15 protein-coding genes and 1 pseudogene are annotated in these 17080 nt (G+C 64.1%); 6 read left to right on the top strand and 10 right to left on the bottom strand.

Annotation, left to right across the window (positions count from 1 at the left end):
- Positions 1–2: 2 nt before the first annotated feature.
- From J8I29_RS03385 to J8I29_RS03350, 8 genes and pseudogenes are all read right to left on the bottom strand, one after another.
- Entirely contained in the window at positions 3–461 is a 459-nt protein-coding gene (locus J8I29_RS03385) for a thioesterase domain-containing protein (RefSeq protein WP_105861800.1), read from the bottom strand.
- 192 nt (positions 462–653) lie between these two features.
- Positions 654–1895 (bottom strand): Zn-dependent hydrolase, encoded by a 1242-nt coding sequence (locus J8I29_RS03380; protein ID WP_105861799.1) that lies wholly within the window; start codon positions 1893–1895, stop codon positions 654–656.
- An 18-nt stretch (positions 1896–1913) separates the two neighbouring features.
- Entirely contained in the window at positions 1914–2510 is a 597-nt protein-coding gene (locus tag J8I29_RS03375) for a DUF1349 domain-containing protein (protein WP_245196632.1), read from the bottom strand.
- Between the two features lie 259 nt (positions 2511–2769).
- Complete coding sequence (hydA, locus tag J8I29_RS03370) at positions 2770–4224, bottom strand: dihydropyrimidinase (RefSeq protein ID WP_105861797.1); 1455 nt, start codon at positions 4222–4224, stop codon at positions 2770–2772.
- A gap of 220 nt (positions 4225–4444) precedes the next feature.
- A complete protein-coding gene (locus J8I29_RS03365) occupies positions 4445–5443 on the bottom strand; it encodes an ABC transporter substrate-binding protein (protein WP_105861796.1) in 999 nt (332 codons plus the stop codon).
- Positions 5444–5475: 32 nt separating this feature from the next.
- Positions 5476–6231: pseudogene (locus tag J8I29_RS03360) on the bottom strand (ABC transporter permease); the annotation flags it as partial.
- A gap of 359 nt (positions 6232–6590) precedes the next feature.
- The gene (locus J8I29_RS03355; RefSeq protein ID WP_209430633.1) at positions 6591–7520 is read right to left on the bottom strand and encodes an ABC transporter permease; all 930 of its coding nucleotides are present in this window, start codon (positions 7518–7520) and stop codon (positions 6591–6593) included.
- On the bottom strand, positions 7510–8346 hold the full coding sequence (locus J8I29_RS03350) for an ABC transporter ATP-binding protein (protein WP_209430632.1): 837 nt from the start codon (positions 8344–8346) through the stop codon (positions 7510–7512). The genes J8I29_RS03355 and J8I29_RS03350 overlap by 11 nt, the downstream gene beginning before the upstream one ends.
- Positions 8347–8798: 452 nt before the next feature.
- On the opposite strand from J8I29_RS03350, the gene J8I29_RS03345 reads away from it, so the two are divergent.
- The 5 genes from J8I29_RS03345 (at position 8799) to J8I29_RS03325 (ending at position 13343) form a co-directional block, all read left to right on the top strand.
- Positions 8799–9425, top strand: a complete 627-nt coding sequence (locus J8I29_RS03345; RefSeq protein WP_209430631.1) for a GAD-like domain-containing protein — start codon at positions 8799–8801, stop codon at positions 9423–9425.
- 132 nt (positions 9426–9557) lie between these two features.
- A complete protein-coding gene (locus tag J8I29_RS03340; protein ID WP_209430630.1) occupies positions 9558–10013 on the top strand; it encodes a hypothetical protein in 456 nt (151 codons plus the stop codon).
- A gap of 50 nt (positions 10014–10063) precedes the next feature.
- Positions 10064–10597 (top strand): MarR family transcriptional regulator, encoded by a 534-nt coding sequence (locus tag J8I29_RS03335; protein ID WP_209430629.1) that lies wholly within the window; start codon positions 10064–10066, stop codon positions 10595–10597.
- Positions 10598–10747: 150 nt separating this feature from the next.
- A complete protein-coding gene (locus J8I29_RS03330; protein ID WP_209430628.1) occupies positions 10748–11407 on the top strand; it encodes a dihydrofolate reductase family protein in 660 nt (219 codons plus the stop codon).
- A 319-nt stretch (positions 11408–11726) separates the two neighbouring features.
- Positions 11727–13343: a phosphoenolpyruvate carboxykinase gene (locus J8I29_RS03325; protein ID WP_209430627.1), complete on the top strand. Its 1617-nt coding sequence runs from the start codon at positions 11727–11729 to the stop codon at positions 13341–13343.
- Between the two features lie 93 nt (positions 13344–13436).
- Here the strand turns inward: J8I29_RS03325 and J8I29_RS03320 are convergent, their stop codons facing one another.
- A complete protein-coding gene (locus tag J8I29_RS03320; RefSeq protein WP_209430626.1) occupies positions 13437–14852 on the bottom strand; it encodes an amidase in 1416 nt (471 codons plus the stop codon).
- Positions 14853–14947: 95 nt separating this feature from the next.
- Here J8I29_RS03320 and J8I29_RS03315 point away from each other — a divergent pair, with 95 nt between their 5' ends.
- Complete coding sequence (locus J8I29_RS03315) at positions 14948–15718, top strand: helix-turn-helix transcriptional regulator (protein WP_209430625.1); 771 nt, start codon at positions 14948–14950, stop codon at positions 15716–15718.
- An 11-nt stretch (positions 15719–15729) separates the two neighbouring features.
- Here J8I29_RS03315 and J8I29_RS03310 read toward each other — a convergent pair whose 3' ends face one another.
- Positions 15730–17067, bottom strand: coding sequence for an APC family permease (locus J8I29_RS03310; RefSeq protein ID WP_209430624.1), 1338 nt, complete (start codon positions 17065–17067; stop codon positions 15730–15732).
- Between the last annotated feature and the right edge of the window lie 13 nt (positions 17068–17080).

Genomic DNA, 17080 nt, shown 5'->3' with positions numbered 1-17080 from the left:
CTTCAGCGGGCCAATGCCGCGAAATCGCCCCTGAAGCGTGCGGCACAGCGGCCGCCATAATCGATCTCCGCCAGGACGGGGATACGGGCCTTGCCCCTGCGCGCGAAGGCCTCCAGCACATGCTCCCACTTTTCGGGTTCCGCCAGCATGGAGCGGGCCGAGAAATCGCCCTCCACCGGGGCCAGATAATCCATGTGCACGGAGCCGACGACGAGGCTGCAGTCGAGCCCGGCGCTCTTGAGCTTGAGAAAAGCGAGCGACCAGGCGGCGAGCGTGGCCAGCGTGGCGAGACTGCCGCCGAACGCCGTGCGGTGATGATTGATATTGGCGGAAAGCGGCGCGCCGAGGCGTACGGACTCCGGCCCGATCTCCAGGACCCGGACCTGCATGGCCTGCGTCAGCGGAATATTGTCATGGAGGTCGGCTTCAAGCTCGGCGGGCAGCAAGGCAGCCTCCTCCATCAGGTTTCATAACAAGGCGCGGACAAGCGGTTCATAGTGCAATTGCCCAAAGCCGCATATTGGGAGGCTGGCCTTCGGGCCAGCCTGGAAACGCTGCGCTGCAGGCTGGCCCGAAGATCGGTGCTCCACCCGGTCCACCATGGGGACGGGTCAACCTCTTCGTCGACTGGATGAGCTCGCTCGCGGCCGGATTCAGCCCGCCAGCCGCCGGTCGTGCTCGATTACGGCATTGAGCAGCACCTGCGCACCGGCCGCGCATTCGTCGAAGGAGGTCGATTCGGCCTCGTTGTGGCTGAGGCCGCCCTCGCAGGGCACGAAGATCATGGTGGTCGGCGCGACACGGGCGATATAGGCCGCGTCGTGCCCTGCGCCCGACACCATGCGCCTGAAGGCGAAGCCCGCCTTGTCGGCGCCGTGCTCGACGCATTCGATCAGTTCGGGGGCGAATTTCACCGCCGGCGAGTTCCAGATGCGCTTTTCCTCATAGGCAAGCTTCATCGGCGTCAGAGCGGCCTCCAGGGCGGCCCGGAATTCCTGCTCCATCACTTCCAGCACCTCCTCGTCGGGATGGCGCAGGTCGACGGTGAAGAAGACCTCGCCCGGCACCACATTGCGACTGTTGGGCTTGTTCTCGATCAGGCCGACGGTGGCGACGCCGGGCTGGTGCTTCTGGCCGATGGCGTCGACCGCCTCGATGATGCGGGCGGCGCCCAGCAGGGCGTTCTTGCGCAGATACATCGGCGTGGCGCCAGTATGGGCATCCTGCCCGGTCACCGTGACCTCGTACCAGCGCATGCCCTGCACGCCGGTGACCACGCCGATCATCTTCTGCTCGTCCTCGAGGATCGGGCCCTGCTCGATATGAAGCTCGAACATCGCCTGGAACTTGTGGGCGCCGGCCTTCTCGGTGCCGCGATAGCCGATGCGCTCCAGCTCGTCCTTGAAACTGATGCCGTCGCGGTCGAGGCGCTCATAGGCATAATCGGGCGTGAACACGCCGGCAAATACACCTGAGGCCAGCATGGCCGGCGCAAAGCGCGAGCCTTCCTCGTTGGTCCAGTTGACGATCTCGATCGGGGCATTGGTCTCATAGCCCTGCTCGTGCAGGGTGCGCATCGCCTCCAGCGCGCCGAGCACGCCGAGCACGCCATCGAACTTGCCGCCGGTCGGCTGGGTGTCGAGATGGGAACCCATGGCGATCGGGGGCAGCTCGTTGTTCCTGCCGGGGCGCACCGCGAACATGTTGCCGACTTCGTCCACGCTCACCGTGCAGCCGAGCGCCTCGCATTGCGCCTTGAACCAGTCGCGGACCTTCCTGTCCTCGTCCGACAGGGTCAGGCGCTTGATGCCGCCCTTGGCCGTGCCGCCGAACTTGGCGGTTTCCATCAGGCTGTCCCACAGGCGCTGCGGATTGATATTGAGATTGGTGAGCATGGTGGGGCCTTTCTGAAGTTACGAAAGATCGTGAAGCGCCTTGCCGTTGGGCTGCGACAGGCGGAAATCCGAGAAGGAAACGGCAAGGCCGGCCCTTTCAGGCGTGCAGCACATCGGGCCGACCTGATAGGAAGCAGCCTTCGGAAACGGCGCCAGCCTGACCAGCGGCCAGACTATTCCGTCCGTCGAATATTGCAGCCTCAATACCCCGTCTGCGACGGTGAGGCGCAGGCGGAAATCGCCGGCATCGCCCGGGAAAGGCCCGGTGGCCCAATCCGATTGTCCCACCGTCAGCACGCTGCCGAGCATGGGCGCGTCATCGTTATATTCGATACCGGCTTTCAGCCAAGTCTCGTCGTCGAGCCGGACCATCAGGCCGGCCTGATCGTAGAGCGTCTCGAAACGCGCCCGAACGCGCAGTTCCGCGGTGAAATCGCCGCCACTCTCCAGGTGGAAGAAATGGCCGCTGTGGCGGGTGAAGCCGTAATGCGTCTTCCGCCAGAAATCGGTGGCCTCTCCAGTGACGACGTCGAGGCGGTCGCCGGCCAGCGACCAGGACGGCGGCTCATTGAGCCAGCTTCCGTGCTGGAGGGAAGTGGGATGCGTCAAATTCAAGCTCGATCTCCGGCAACGCAGAACGAAAGCCTTCTCCACCAAGTGGGGAAGATGTCAGTGCGGAGCACTGACAGATGGGGTGTGGCGGGCAGTACACAGAACCTAACGTGGTTGCATCGCGGTCGCGCCATTCTTCAATGAGAGGTCTCGCATTGCCCGCCACACCCCACCCGGCCCGGCTCGCCGGGCCAGGCGCACACAACTTGTGTGCGCGATCTCCCCGCTTCGCGAAGTGGGCTTTATGCACCCATCGCGCTCCTTACGGCGTGACTTCGATACGCGAGACCGGCCGAGGCTTGCTGAGCTCCTTCCAGGTGGCGTTCGCCACGGCAGCCGCCGGGAACGGATCGCGCTGGATGAAGGCCCCATCTCCCTTCTGAAGCTGGATCTGCTTGTCCTTCCAGGCGATGCGCCCGCGCGACAGGGTAACGATCGGCAGGCCCGTGCACTCATAGCCTTCGAACACATTGTATTCGACCCGGCTGAGCTGGGTCTTGGCCTGGATCGTCTTGGTGGCGGCCGGATCCCAGATGGTGAGGTCGGCATCCGAGCCCACGGCAATCGCCCCCTTGCGGGGATAGATGTTGAGGATGCGGGCGATGTTGGTGGAGGTGACCGCCACGAACTCTTCCTTGGTCAGGCGCCCAGTCTTGACGCCCGCGGTCCACAACACCGGCATGCGGTCCTCGAGCCCGCCCGTGCCGTTGGGGATCTTGCGAAAATCGCCGAGACCCATGCGTTTCTGTTCGGCCGTGAAGGCGCAGTGATCGGTCGCCACCACCTGGAGCGAGCCCGAAGCGAGGCCGGCCCATAGCGAATCCTGGTGGGACTTGTTGCGGAAGGGCGGCGACATCACCCGGCGGGCGGCGTAGTCCCAATCCTTGTTCTGATACTCGCTGTCGTCGAGCACCAGATGCTGGATCAGCGGCTCGCCATAGACGCGCTTGCCGGCGGCGCGGGCCCGCGCGATCGCCTCGTGGCTGTCGCGGCAGGAGGTATGCACGACATAGAGCTGGCTGCCCGCCATGTCGGCGATCATGATGGCGCGGTTGGTCGCCTCACCTTCCACTTCCGGCGGGCGCGAATAGGCGTGGCCTTCGGGCCCGGTGATGCCCTGGTCGATGTAGTGCTGCTGCAGGCGGAAGACGATGTCGCCATTCTCGGCATGCACCAGCGGCAGGGCGCCGAGGCCGGCGCAGCGGCTGAAGGAGTGGAACAATTCGTCGTCATTCACCATCAGCGCGCCCTTATAGGCGAGGAAATGCTTGAAGGTGTTGATGCCGTAGGTCTTCACCACGGTGTCCATCTCGTCGAAGACCTGTTTGTCCCACCAGGTGATCGCCATGTGGAAGGAATGGTCGGCGACCGCCTTTTCGCTCTTGTGGCGCCATTCCTGATAGGCCGCCAGCAGCGACTGGCCGGGCGCGGGCAAGCAGAAATCCACCACCATGGTGGTGCCGCCGGACAGAGCGGCGCGGGTACCAGATTCGAAATCGTCAGCCGAGACGGTGCCCATGAAGGGCATTTCGAGATGGGTATGCGGATCGATGCCGCCCGGCAAAACGAAGCAGCCATCGGCGTCGATGATTTCGGTCCCCGCCGGCGCCGACAGCTTCGGACCGATCGCCAAAATGGTTTCGCCGTCGATCAGCACATCGGCTTGCCTGGAATGATCGTGGTTTACCACGACACCGCCACGGATCAGGATCGGCATAATAGTCCTCCAATAACGAGTTCGCCGCGCCTGTTACCTCGGCGCTGGTTTTACCCTCCCCTGGAGGGGGAGGGTCGACGCTTAGCGTCGGGGTGGGGTGAAAAGGCGCAGGCCTTTCGATAAGCCGGGTCATGCGAGAACTTGATTGGTTCGGCGGCGGTTCCCACCCCACCCCGGCCTTGCAGGCCGACCCTCCCCCTCCAGGGGAGGGTCATTCGTCTCACAGCTTCTTCATTGCGTCGGTGACCGCCGAGCTCCAGCCGCCCACGGGTGCCTTGGTGATGGCCGGGCTGTCGCCACCGGCGCCGAGCAGCGTCTTGACGGTGCCCTCCGCCGCGGCCGGATCGAGCGTGCCGTCGGAGCCTTCGGTCAGCTTGTTGACCTCGGCGATCATATGGGTCTGGTGCACCTCGGTCTGCGCACCGGAGGCATCATTGTCCAGCACGATCTTCACCGCCTCGTCCGGATGGGCCCTGGCATACTCCCAGCCCTTCATCGAGGCCTTGACGAACTTGGCCATGGTCTCCACGAATTTCGGATCCTTGAGGCGATCCTCCATGACATAAAGCCCGTCTTCGAGCACCGCCACGCCCTGGTCGGTGTAGTTGAAGACGGTCAGGTCCTCGGCCTTCACGCCGGCCTCGATCACCTGCCAATATTCGTTGTAGGTCATGGTGGAGATGCAGTCGGCCTGCTTCTGCAGGAGCGGATCGACATTGAAGCCCTGCTTGATCACCTTCACGCCTTCGGCCGAGCCGTCGAGCTTGAGGCCGAGCTTGCCCATGAAGGCGTTGAAGGGATATTCATTGCCGTAGAACCATACGCCCAGCGTCTTGCCCTTGAAATCGGCCGGCGTCTTGACGCCGGATTCCTTGCGGCAGGTGAGTTGCAGGCCGGAGCGCTTGAAGGGCTGGGCGATATTGACCAGCGGCACGCCCTTCTCGCGGGCAGCGAGGGCCGCGGGCATCCAGTCGACGATCACGTCGGCCTGTTTGTTGGCGATCACGGTTTCCGGCGCGATATCGGGGCCGCCGGGCGCCACGGTGACATCGAGACCGGCTTCCTTGTAGAAGCCCTTGTCCTTGGCCACGAGATAACCGGCGAACTGCCCCTGGACCACCCATTTGAGCTGCAGCGTGACCTTGTCGGCTGCCTGCGCCGCGCTGATCGCTCCAAGCCCGAGCGCGAAAGCGACGCCGGCCAGTAGTGCCTTCTTCATTCCGTCCACTCCTCTGTTAACCTCGTCCTGCGTCACGCGCGCCGGTAAGAGGGATGCCAAAACGTCACCGCCCGCTCGACGAGGGCAATGAGGCCGTAAAATAGTGAGCCCGCCACCATGGCCACCGCGATCTCCGCCCAGACGATGTCGGTCTGCGACAGCGCCGCCTGGGTGTTGATGCGAAAGCCCATGCCGATGGTGGGCCCGTCGAAATATTCGGCGACGATGGCGCCGATCATCGCCAGGGTCGAATTGATCTTCAAGCCGTTGAAGATGAAGGGCATCGCGGCGGGAAGACGGAGATTCACCAATGTCGGCCAGTAACTGGCGCCGTAGGAGCGCATCAGGTCGCGCTCCAGCGCGCCGCTGGCTGCCAGGCCCGCCACCGTGTTGACCAACATCGGAAAGAAGGTCATCGCCACCACGACGGCCGTCTTGGAGGGCCAGTCATAGGTGAACCACCAGATCATGATCGGCGCGATGCCGACGATGGGCAGGGCCGAGACGACATTGCCGAGCGGCAGCAGGCCGCGGCGCAGGAAGGGGATGCGGTCGGCCACCAAGGCCACCAGGAACCCCGAGCCGCAGCCGATCAGCCAGCCGAGCAGGACTTCGTGCAGGAAGGTCCAGACGAAATCGGTGGCGAGCGTATTGGCCTGCGCCACCACGGCCTGGCCGATGGCGGACGGCGGCAGCAGGATGATGGGCGAGATGCCGAAACCGACGACCAGCCACTCCCAAAGAAGGAGTAGTGTGGCGCCGAACAGGATCATCGGCGCCAGGTTCCGCCAGCGCGAGGTGCGGCGTCCATCACCGGCATTGGCGATCATGTCCACCAGCATCCAGGCGGCAAGCCACAACCCAATCGCCTTCAACCAGAGGCCCCAGTTGGCCACCCCTGCGACGCCCGGTGAGTGGACAATTATCGTCAGGGTAACGACGGCGGCAAAAGAAAGCGGAAGTAAACTAAAAAGCCATCCACCATAGCGATTCCCCTGAAGGCTGGCCCCCAAATAGAGAACCGCAACGATATAGACTGAGCTGACCATCTGAATCGAAATGGCATCGGTGCCATCGCCCAAAGGGAAAAGGGCACTTACAGCAATAAGCGCTGCTGCAATAAGCCATCCGCGCGATTGGAAGGCCGTCATGCCTGCTCTCCTTTGACGCCCATTCTCGCCAACGTGCGCCGTTCGATCAGGCCGATCAGTCCGATCAGGGCCGCCGAGAGCAGTGCCGCGGTAAATAGCGCCGCCCACAGCACCAGGCGCAGATTGTTGTACTGGTAGCCCGCTAACAGGCGCGAGCCGAGCCCACCCTGGGCGCCCGTCGGCATCTCGGCAACGATGGCGCCGACGATGCAGCCGGCGATGGCGATCTTCAGGCTGGCGAACAGATAGGGTGTCGCCGCCGGCCAGCGCAGCTTCCAGAAGGTCTGCCATTTCGAAGCATCATAGGTGCGCATCAGGTCGAGCTGCATCAGATCCGGCGAGGTCAGCCCCTTCACCATGCCGACCGTCACCGGGAAGAAGCACAGATAGGTGGCGATCAGGGCCTTCGGCACCAGGATCGGCGCGCCGAGCCGGCCGGTGATCGCGGTCAGCAGCGGCACCAGCGCCAGGATCGGGATGGTCTGGGAGACGATCACCCACGGCATCAGGCTCTGCCGCATCGAGCGGTAATGCACGATCAGCACCGCCAGCACGATGCCGAGCACGGCGCCGAGCACGAAGCCCGACAAGGCCGAGGAAAGCGTGATCAGGCCATGATAGATCAGGCTGCGCCGGCCCAGAGGCGGCTCGAAGAACAGGCCCTGCACCATCGCCATGATGATCTGGTGCGGCGCGGCGAGGTTGCCATCCGGCAGGTTGATGGCGGCAACGAACTGCTCCAGGAGCGGGCGGGCGGCGGCATCGGGCATGACGCGCTGCAGAGCCGCCCCGTTCATCGGGAGGCAGGCAAGATACCACAGAGCGAAGATCGCCAGCACGACCACCGTCACCGGCCCGGCCTTGCCGGTCATCAGGCGGCTCCACAGCGAGGGGGCGGTACGGGCAACGAGCACCTCAGTCGTCATAGGAGTGCCCTGCCCTGAGGCCGTCGCGCACGCGGTGGGCCACTTCGAGGAATTCAGGCGTCTCGCGGATGTCCAGCGTGCGGTCGCGCGGGAAATCGCAGTCGATGATGTCGATGATGCGGCCGGGCCTGGGCGACATCACCACGATCTTGGTGGAGAGGTACACCGCCTCGGGAATGGAATGGGTGACGAACACCACCGTCTTCCTGGTGGTCCGCCACAGATGCAGCAGCTGGTCGTTGAGCTTGTCGCGGACGATCTCGTCGAGCGCTCCGAACGGCTCGTCCATCAGCATCAGCTTGGGATCGAAGGAGAGCGCCCTCGCGATCGAGGCGCGCTGCTGCATGCCGCCGGACAATTGCCAGGGAAACTTCTTCTCGAAGCCCTTGAGATTGACCAGTTCGAGATTGCGGGCCGCCCTCTCCCTGCGTTCGTCGGCAGGAAATCCCATCACTTCCAACGGCAGCATGACGTTGCGCTCGATGGTGCGCCAGGGGTAGAGCGCCGGCGCCTGGAAGACATAGCCGTAATGCCGCCCGAGCCGCGCCTGTTCCGGCGTCAGCCCGTTCACCTTGATCGAGCCGGAGGTCTGGCGTTCGAGATCGGCGATGACGCGCAGCAAAGTGGTCTTGCCGCAGCCGGAGGGGCCGATGAAGGAAACGAAATCGCCTTCATTGACGGTGAGATTGACCTTGGAGAGCGCATAGACCGGCCCGTCGCCGGTATCGAAGGTCAAGGAAAGATCCTCGACCGCAATCACGGGTTCGCTGGCGGCCGTTCGTTCCCTCGCGGCACCAAGCTTCCGATCCACGCCCTCAACCTGCATGCCGGCCCTACCTCTGGTTCGTCCCCGGCGGATACGGTGAACCGTTCCGCCCTGCTCGCTCCCGTTCACAGCAATGATCGTGCCACCGCGATGGGAGTCTCTATTTTATCACGTTACCGGTTCGCTGCCCCGGTTGGAATATTTCAAACCGCGGCAAGGAACGCCGGCGAACAAAAAAAGCGAAGCAGTCCCCGCTCTCAACCGCTCTCCGGCCCGACCGGGATTGCCCTCGCGGCTGGCAGCAATATTGACCTTATGGACAAAAAATAGGCAACCCCATTTGGAAGAGATTTAAGGTGCGGCTCCCAGCCCTTGCCCAACCATTTCCGTTGCGGCAGATTCGAACCGACAATCCTGGTGGGCCCGTCCACGCAATGCGCATCTTGGCAACCCTGCTCCTTCTCTTGGGAGCGCTCTATAGCAATGGGCAGAGCTTCGCCCAGGAAAGACCGATGGACCTGCAAGCCTTCCTGAAGGATTTTCCCCCCGACGCCGATGTGCGTCCCTTGTTCGGCGAGCTTCCGGCCAAGCTGAAGGAGCATGCCCACCCCACATTGATCGAGTTCTGGCAGACGGTCGGTATCGGTTCCTTCGGCGACGGCTTCATCACGTTTTTCGATCCGCGCGATCAAGAAGCGATGCTGGCACGCTGGCTCCTGCTCAAACAACCCGACCCGACGCGAATTCCGATCGCCCGCACCGCTTTCGGCGATCTGATCTATTTCCGCGACCTTCGGCAGAAGGCTGTCGAGAAGGGGCTGCCAGCCGATTGGAAATATGCCAGCGACGTCGTCTTTCTGAGCATCCATCATCGCAACAGCGCCGCCATCACCTGGTCGATGGACGGCTTCTTCGCCGGCGACCTCAAGAACTTCCTGCAGGAAGAGCCTCGGACCTATTACAGCCTCTACACCTCCATGAGTGAGCGGCGACTCGGCCCGGGAGAATGTTTCTATTTCGTGCCGGCTCTCGTCCTCGGCGGCCAGGCGACCCGGCAATCCATCGGCCACGGCGATTGCAGCGTCCATCAGGACATCCTGCTGCAGTTGGCGCCCTCTCCGCCATCACCCGGGAAATGAGGGCGATTACGCGCCGCCACTATCGGCCGCCGAAGCCGGACATGCCGCGCGACGTCTCCCTCGATCCTCATTATCTTGACAATCAAGTATTTTGACTGTCAAGATAATGAGGATCGAGACGAGAGATGGCGGATGAGCGCGGTCGAAGTCACCACCGGCCTGGTTTGCGGCCTGGCATTTGCGAGCTTCGGCGGTGGCTGGTACGAAGTCAGTGTCGTCGATCCGGCTTGGCCCAAGCGGCCGGACATCATTCAGCCTCGCGCCGGCGGAATTTCGCGCCGGCGCTTCTGGATCCCTGCCCATGTCACCTTCGAGCTCATGCTGCTCGCGGCACTCGTCGCGAGCTGGTCCGTCGCCGATGTGCGGACGGCTCTGATCATCGCCGTCGTCAGCCATGGCGCCATGCGCCTGTGGTCGGCTTTCGACTTCATTCCCAAGGCACTCGTCTTCGAAAAAAGCGAAACGACTGCGATCACCGTGGAACAGGCGACGCGCTGGACGCATCGCAGCTTCTGCCGCCTGCCGCTCGACCTCGTCACCTGCGGAGCCGCCATGGCCGCCTTCGGCCTGGCTTGTGCCCATGCTTGAAGCGGCTGCTTCCCTATGAGTCCGCGATAGGCAGCAGAGGAGGCAGGACAATGGCTGCGAGGCCGGACAACCGGAACGCTCAGCCTTCGCATCGGGCTCTGGTCGAGGAGGTCGGCAGGGCGACGCGCACCATGGGCGCCCAGAGTGTGATCACCAGCAAGACCGTCGCCGACCGTTTCGGTCTCAACCAGACCGACCTCGAAGTCCTCGATCTGATCGTCATGCACGAGACCGCTTCCGCCGGAGAGCTCGCCAAGGCGACGGGGCTTACCTCTGGCTCCGTCACCGCCCTGATCGATCGTCTGACCGCCGCCGGCTATGTCGAGCGCTTCGACGATCCCAAGGACCGCAGACGTGTCCTGGTCCGTGCCCGGCAAGATGCGATCGAACCGATCAAAGCGGTCTATCTCGGCCTGCAGGAGAGGATGTTCGGGCTCTGGTCGACTTTCGAGGCGCACGAGCTCGAGATCATTGCCGATTTTCTGAAGCGCAGCACCGAACTGGCCGTCGAATACCGCCGATCCCTGCTCGACGCCCCATCACCGCCGAAACGCCATACGGGCCGGGGCAGCGGCCGCTCCTGACCAGGCCGCCGGAACAGCCGGTCCCGCCGGCAGGGCGAAATATCGCTCGCAATGTCGGCACCAGGCATGGCCCGCCGTCCTTGGACAAGCGAACGATGCGGCGACGAGCGGGGGCCGCATTCCAATGCAGATCAGCAGGAGGAGACGATCATGCGCAAGATCATCGGCGGTGTATTCCAATCTCTCGATGGGGTGATGCAGGCCCCTGGCGGCCCACCGGAAGACCCGACGGGCGGCTTCGAGTTCGGCGGCTGGACGGTCACCTTCTGGGACGACAAGATGGGTGCCGCGATGGGTGGCCTGTTCGGCGGTCCCTTCGACCTGCTGCTCGGGCGCAAGACCTATGAGATCTTCGCGGCCCACTGGCCTTTCGTCGGGCCGGAAGACCCGATCGGACCGGCCTTCACCAACGCCAACAAATATGTGGTCACGCATGGCAGCGAGCCTTTCGAATGGCACAATAGCCATCGCCTCGGCAGTATCGACGCCGTCAAAACAGTGAAGCAAGGCGACGGGCCCGACATCCTGATCCAGGGCAGCACGACGCTCTACCCGCAGTTGCTGGCCGCCGGCCTGATCGACCGGCTTTTCGTGATGACATTCCCGGTCGTGCTCGGCAAGGGCAAGCGCCTGTTCGGCACCGGCACCCCTTCCGGTGCGCTGAAACTGACCAGCCACGACGTTTCGAGCACCGGGGTGGTGATCGCCACCTATGAGCCGGCCGGCCCGGTGCCGATCGGCACCTTCGAGCTGGCCGAGCCGAGCCCGGCGGAACTCAAACGTCGCGAGCGCATGAAGCGCGAAGGCTAGGTTTTTCGGCTCCCCGGGCGGGTGCAGCCGGAAATCACAACGATCTCTCAAAGTATTAGGCAGATTGGAGGCGTTCGCGGAACTTTCCGCGAGCGCCGTTCTGCCGTCATTTGTCATAACAATACCGATGCCAGCCATGATTTTGTCGCCGATGCATGTCGCCGCAACATTCGCATGACCGTCGACGGGTTTGCCGTGCTAAGGTCGCATTTGGATGGGAAGCAGCCGCCCCCGCCGCCTGTCGAAGCGGCGATGAACGATTGTTGCGGTGCTGCCCGCGAGAACAGGGCCGGGCCATGAGCCCAGAGACCGGCAAAATATGAGGAGGCGTGATATGAAACTTCATGTTGTGGAAGGCGGAGCCAAGGACGAGATCGAGCCGATCCAGTTCAACAATCTCGGCGCGCTCCACGCCAATCTCGATGAACCCTCTCTGATCGAGGTCGCGATTCGCCGCGGCGAAGGCCTGCTCAGCCCCGGCGGCGCCCTGGTCGTCGACACCGGCAGCCACACAGGCCGTTCCCCGAAGGACAAGTACATCGTCCGCGAGCGCGAGACCGAGGACAGCATCTGGTGGGCCAACAACAACGCGATCTCACGCGGCGCCTTCGATACCCTGCTGGCCGACATGCTCTGGCACGCGACGGAAAAGCAGCTCTTCGTGCAGGACCTGCATGCCGGCGCCGACGAGGATAACGGCATCAAGGTCAAGGTCTATACCGAGGTCGCCTGGCACAGCCTGTTCATCCGCAACCTCCTGATCCGTCCCTCCGCCGATGAACTGGCCGGCTTCTATCCCGACCTCACCATCATCGACATGCCCAGCTTCAAGGCCGACCCGGCCAAATACGGCCTGCGCTCGGAGACGGTGATCGCCTGTGATTTCACCCGCGGCGTCGTCCTGATCGGCGGCACGGCCTATGCCGGCGAAATGAAGAAGTCGGTGTTTTCCTATCTCAACTACATCCTGCCCGCACGCGGCGTGATGCCGATGCATTGCTCGGCCAATGTCGGCCCCAGCAGCGTTTCGGCCCTGTTCTTCGGGCTCTCGGGCACCGGCAAGACCACGCTTTCGGCCTCGCCCGACCGTTCGCTCATCGGTGACGACGAGCATGGCTGGGGCCCGAACGGCATCTTCAATTTCGAGGGCGGCTGCTACGCCAAGACCATCAATCTCGACAAGCAGGCCGAGCCGCAGATCTTTGCCGCCTCCCAGCGCTTCGGGGCGGTCCTCGAAAATGTCTCGATCAATCCGATCACGCGCAAGCTCGATTTCACCGACGGCCGCAAGACCGAGAACACCCGCGCCGCCTATCCGCTGCATTTCATCGAGAATGCCTCGCCGACCAGCGCGGCAGGCCATCCCGGAACGGTGGTGATGCTGACGGCGGACGCCTTCGGCGTGATGCCGCCCATCGCCCGTCTCACGCCTGAGCAGGCCATCTACCACTTCCTCTCGGGCTTCACGGCCAAACTCGCCGGCACGGAACGCGGCGTGACCGAGCCGCAGCCGACCTTTTCGACCTGCTTCGGCGCCCCCTTCATGCCGCGCCATCCGGTCGAATATGCCCGGCTCCTGAAGGAATTGATCGACAAGCACCAGGTCTCCTGCTGGCTCGTCAACACCGGCTGGACGGGCGGTGCCTACGGCACCGGGCGCCGCATGCCGATCAAATGGACCCGCACCCTCCTCAATGCCGCCCTCGACGGCAGCCTCGACAGGGCCAAGTTCCGCACCGACCGGCATTTCGGCTTCCAGGTGCCGACGTCAGTGGAGGGCGTGCCGAGCCATGTGCTCGATCCCTTCAAATCCTGGGCCGACAAGGCCGCCTATGAGAACCAGGCCCGCAGGCTGGTGGGCATGTTCACCGAGAACTTCAAACAGTTCGAGGTGGCGGCCGACGAAACGACCATGAGCGTCGCGCTCGGCAGCTAAACCGTCGCGCCGAAAAGAACTCGATTATCGGCGGAAAACAATGCGGCTATGACCTACCAAGCGGCGGCTCCACCGGGCCGCCGCTTTCACGGTCTAGCGCCGCCTCGCCATGATTTTTTCCGCGCCCAGTGCGATGGCGAGAACATCCTCGTCCGCATAGCGCCGCCCGACGATCTGCAGCCCGACCGGCAGAGCCCCGGCCGGATGGATCGGGAGAGAGAGAGCCGGGCATTGCGGCAGGAGGTTGAAGGGGCATGTCATGTCCAGTCCCTTCAGGCGACCGTCCGGCAGGCTCTCGGCAAAGTCGTCGTCGGTCAGCCCTGCCGGGGGCGCCGTGATGGCGCAAGTCGGGCACAGCAGGGCGTCATAGCTCTCGAACAGCTTGGCCATATCGCGCCACATCCGGGTGCGCAGCAATTCGATGCGCTTGTAATAGGTGGCATCCATGATGAGGCCCTTTTCCATCATCGCCACCACCGATGGGTCCATGCGCTCACGCCCTGCGGCGAGCCGGTCTCCGAAATAGGCCGACATGAACACGCACCAGATGTCGAACCATTGATCGACGACAGCCCGGCTCCAGCCGATCGGGATCTCGTCGACCACGGCGCCCGCCCCGCGAAGATCTTCCACCGCGCCGCGAATGGCTCTCTCCACCGCCGGTTCGACGGCATAGAAGCCGAGGTCGAGCGAGAAAGCGAAACGCCGGCCGATGAGGCCCGCCTTGCGCGCCCTCACGAAGTCGAAGGGGAGCGGCAGGGACATGATATCCTCGTCGCTCGACCCGACCGTCGCCGCCATGAAGGCAATGGCGTCTTCGACGCTGCGGGCGAGCGGCCCGAAATGGGAGATATTGTCGAAAACGCTGGGCAGAATCGTCATCGGGATGCGCCCAAGGCTCGGCTTGAAGCCCACCACGCCGCAGAAGGCGGCGGGGATACGTACGGAGCCTCCCATATCGGTGCCCTCCGCCATGGGTACCACGCCCATGGCCACGGCCACGGCCGATCCGCCGGAGGACCCGCCGCTCGTACGTTCGGGGTCCCAGGGGTTGCGTGTCACCCCCCAGCGCGGGCTCTGCGTGAAGCTGGAAAATGCGAATTCCGGCGTGGTGGTCTTGCCGATCAAAATGCCTCCGGCCCCCTCCAGCCGCCGGATGCACAGGGCGCTTTCGGCGGGAACCGGATCTCCGCTCGTCCAGGAACCCAATGTGGTGAGGTCGCCGGCTGTCGGCGTCATGTCCTTGGCGGCGAAAGGCACGCCGTGCAGGGCTCCCAGACATTGTCCGGCCCTGGCGGCTTCATCCGCCCGCCTGGCCGCGGCCAGCGCGCGATCGCGCCGCAGCACTGTGAAGGCATTCAATTCGGGCTGGCATGCCTCAGCCCGGCGCAGGGCTTCCGCGACCACGTCTACGGCCCGGAACCGCTGGCGGAGAATGCCGTCGGCAATCGCGCAGGCGGGCAGGTCGAGCGGATGCGTTGGGGATGATCGCATGCCGGCTATATTCATCGTCTTCTCCATTCCGGCTTGTTGCCGGCCCGGTGCGGGCGCATAGGGTTGGCAACCGAACCATCTGCCTGTCCGAGAAGGTCGGAGCGAGCGCCATGCCACCACCATTCCAGGGCTGGAACCACCTCCTCGCCCAGGCCGTCGATGCCATAGGCTCGCCGGGCTTTCCCGCGGCACTGCAGGGGGTCCTGCGCCTGATCGCCCCTTTCGAGATGATGAACGGCTTTCGCTACACGCCGGATGGGCGCGCGCATGATCTCCACAACCCGTCCGACCTCGTGGATCGCGGCATCATCGTCGAGCAATATCTGGCGGGCGCCTATGTGCTCGACCCGTTCTATGATGCCGTCCGGGGGAACGGCGCCGCGTCCCTGATCGTCATGCAGGATTTGGCACCCGACCATTTCAGGCTGTCCGAATATTACAGGGTGCATTACGCCGCGACCACGATCCGCGATGAGATCGGCTTCGTGCTCGATCTCGGCGACGGGCACGTCGGCGTGCTCTCGATCAGCCGCCTCGGCGCCAGCCCGCCATTCCGCCGCCGCCAGATCGAGCAGTTCGGCGATGTCGCCCAGCTCGTCTGCCGGCTGGCGGAGAGGCACTGGCGAACGGCCCGGCCGCCCTCTCCCTCCGGCGAGGCGCTCCCATCGGCCGCCATCGCCCATCCCCTGCTGACGCCTCGCGAGCGGGAAATCGTGGCACTGATCCTGAAGGGGCATTCGAGCCTCTCGATCGGCGCCGTGCTCTCGCTGTCCCCAGAAACGATCAAGGTGCATCGCCGCCACATCTACGCAAAGCTGAAGATATCGAGCCAGGGGCAGCTGTTCCGCCTGTTCCTGGCGGGGCAATCCACCGCAGCCTGACCAGCGCCTGCTCAGGCCGCCTCCTCCACGAAATCCATCTCGGGTGGCGCCTGGCTGAACAGGCGGGTCAGATAAGCCAGATAGGCCGCTCCCAGCGCCAGCCAGATCAGGCCGAGCCATTTGGCGTGGGCATCGAGATTGAAGAGCAGATAGAGGTCGCAGGCCGCCGCGACGGCCGGCAGGACCACCCCCATCAGCGCACCCAGCGGCCTGACGCCTTCGTGGCCGCGCAGATAGAGGGCGATCACCGAGAGATTGACCGCCGTGAAGGCCAGGAAGGCTCCGAAATTGATGAAGGAGGTGGAGGTGGTGACATCCATCCAGATGGCGGCCAGCCCGACCAGGCCGACGAGAAGCAGGTTGACAAGGGGCGTCTGCCATTTCGGATGCAGGCGGGCGAACAGGCTGCCGGGCAGCACGTTGTCGCGCCCCATGGCATAGAGCAGCCGACCGACACTGGCCTGCGCGGCCAGGCCCGAGCTGAATTGCGCCAGCACCAGCGTCGCGAGGAAGATCACGACGAAGAAATCGCCGCCGATCTTCTGGGCGATCTCATTGCCGGCAGCATCGACGGAGGCGAACTCGAAGCCGGGATGGGCGAGCTGGATCACATAGCCCGCTGCCACGAAGATGGCGCCACCGGCCATGGCGACGATCAGGATGGCCTTGGGAATCGTGCGCCCGGCCTCCCTGGTCTCCTCCGTCAGCGTGGAAACGGCATCGAAACCGAGGAAGGAATAGGCGGCGATGGCAGCCCCCGCGACCGAGGCGGAAAAGGGCACATTGGCCTGGAAGAAAGGCGCCGCTGCCGCCAGGCCGCCGGCCCCGTCCGCGGCGGCGACATAGCGGGCCGCCAGCAGCACGAAGGCGACGACGACGGCGAGCTGCACCAGCATCAGCACGAAATTCACCCGGCTCGCGAAGGCGATGCCGAGGATGTTGATCACGGTCGTGGTGAGGATGAAGGCGACGATCCAGACCCAGGTCGGCACGGCGGGAAAGGCGGAGGACAGATAGGCCGCGCCGATCAGCCAGATCACCATGGGCAGGAAGAAATAATCGAGCAGCACGGCCCAGCCGACCAGGAAACCGACGCCGGAACTCAACGATCGGCGCGCATAGGTGTAGGCGGAGCCGGCCACGGGATAGACCCGAGACATCACGCCATAGCTGAGGGCAGTGAGCAGGATGGCGCCGGAGGCCAGCAGATAGGACATCGCCGTGGTGCCCTGGCTCGCCGTCGCCAGCGGCCCGAACGTGCCGAAGACGATCATCGGCGTCATATAGGCCAGGCCGAATAACACCACCGACCACAGGCCCAAGGCCCTATCCAACTTCACATCTTGCATTGCCGCTCTCCCC

Origin of the sequence: Labrys sp. LIt4 (assembly GCF_017813775.1) — a bacterium.
In the GTDB taxonomy this organism is placed as follows: Bacteria; Pseudomonadota; Alphaproteobacteria; order Rhizobiales; family Labraceae; genus Labrys; species Labrys okinawensis_A.
The sequence above is the reverse complement of the archived record's forward strand: the minus strand, read 5'-3'. Positions and strand labels throughout refer to the sequence as shown.

Excerpts from the sequence above, each read along its gene's own strand:
- J8I29_RS03385 (WP_105861800.1), bottom strand. The coding sequence starts at position 461 with ATGGAGGAGGCTGCCTTGCTGCCCGCCGAGCTTGAAGCCGACCTCCAT.
- J8I29_RS03380 (WP_105861799.1), bottom strand. The coding sequence starts at position 1,895 with ATGCTCACCAATCTCAATATCAATCCGCAGCGCCTGTGGGACAGCCTG.
- hydA (WP_105861797.1), bottom strand. The coding sequence starts at position 4,224 with ATGCCGATCCTGATCCGTGGCGGTGTCGTGGTAAACCACGATCATTCC.
- J8I29_RS03365 (WP_105861796.1), bottom strand. The coding sequence starts at position 5,443 with ATGAAGAAGGCACTACTGGCCGGCGTCGCTTTCGCGCTCGGGCTTGGA.
- J8I29_RS03355 (WP_209430633.1), bottom strand. The coding sequence starts at position 7,520 with ATGACGACTGAGGTGCTCGTTGCCCGTACCGCCCCCTCGCTGTGGAGC.
- J8I29_RS03350 (WP_209430632.1), bottom strand. The coding sequence starts at position 8,346 with ATGCAGGTTGAGGGCGTGGATCGGAAGCTTGGTGCCGCGAGGGAACGA.
- J8I29_RS03345 (WP_209430631.1), top strand. The coding sequence starts at position 8,799 with ATGGACCTGCAAGCCTTCCTGAAGGATTTTCCCCCCGACGCCGATGTG.
- J8I29_RS03340 (WP_209430630.1), top strand. The coding sequence starts at position 9,558 with ATGAGCGCGGTCGAAGTCACCACCGGCCTGGTTTGCGGCCTGGCATTT.
- J8I29_RS03335 (WP_209430629.1), top strand. The coding sequence starts at position 10,064 with ATGGCTGCGAGGCCGGACAACCGGAACGCTCAGCCTTCGCATCGGGCT.
- J8I29_RS03330 (WP_209430628.1), top strand. The coding sequence starts at position 10,748 with ATGCGCAAGATCATCGGCGGTGTATTCCAATCTCTCGATGGGGTGATG.
- J8I29_RS03325 (WP_209430627.1), top strand. The coding sequence starts at position 11,727 with ATGAGGAGGCGTGATATGAAACTTCATGTTGTGGAAGGCGGAGCCAAG.
- J8I29_RS03320 (WP_209430626.1), bottom strand. The coding sequence starts at position 14,852 with ATGAATATAGCCGGCATGCGATCATCCCCAACGCATCCGCTCGACCTG.
- J8I29_RS03315 (WP_209430625.1), top strand. The coding sequence starts at position 14,948 with ATGCCACCACCATTCCAGGGCTGGAACCACCTCCTCGCCCAGGCCGTC.
- J8I29_RS03310 (WP_209430624.1), bottom strand. The coding sequence starts at position 17,067 with ATGCAAGATGTGAAGTTGGATAGGGCCTTGGGCCTGTGGTCGGTGGTG.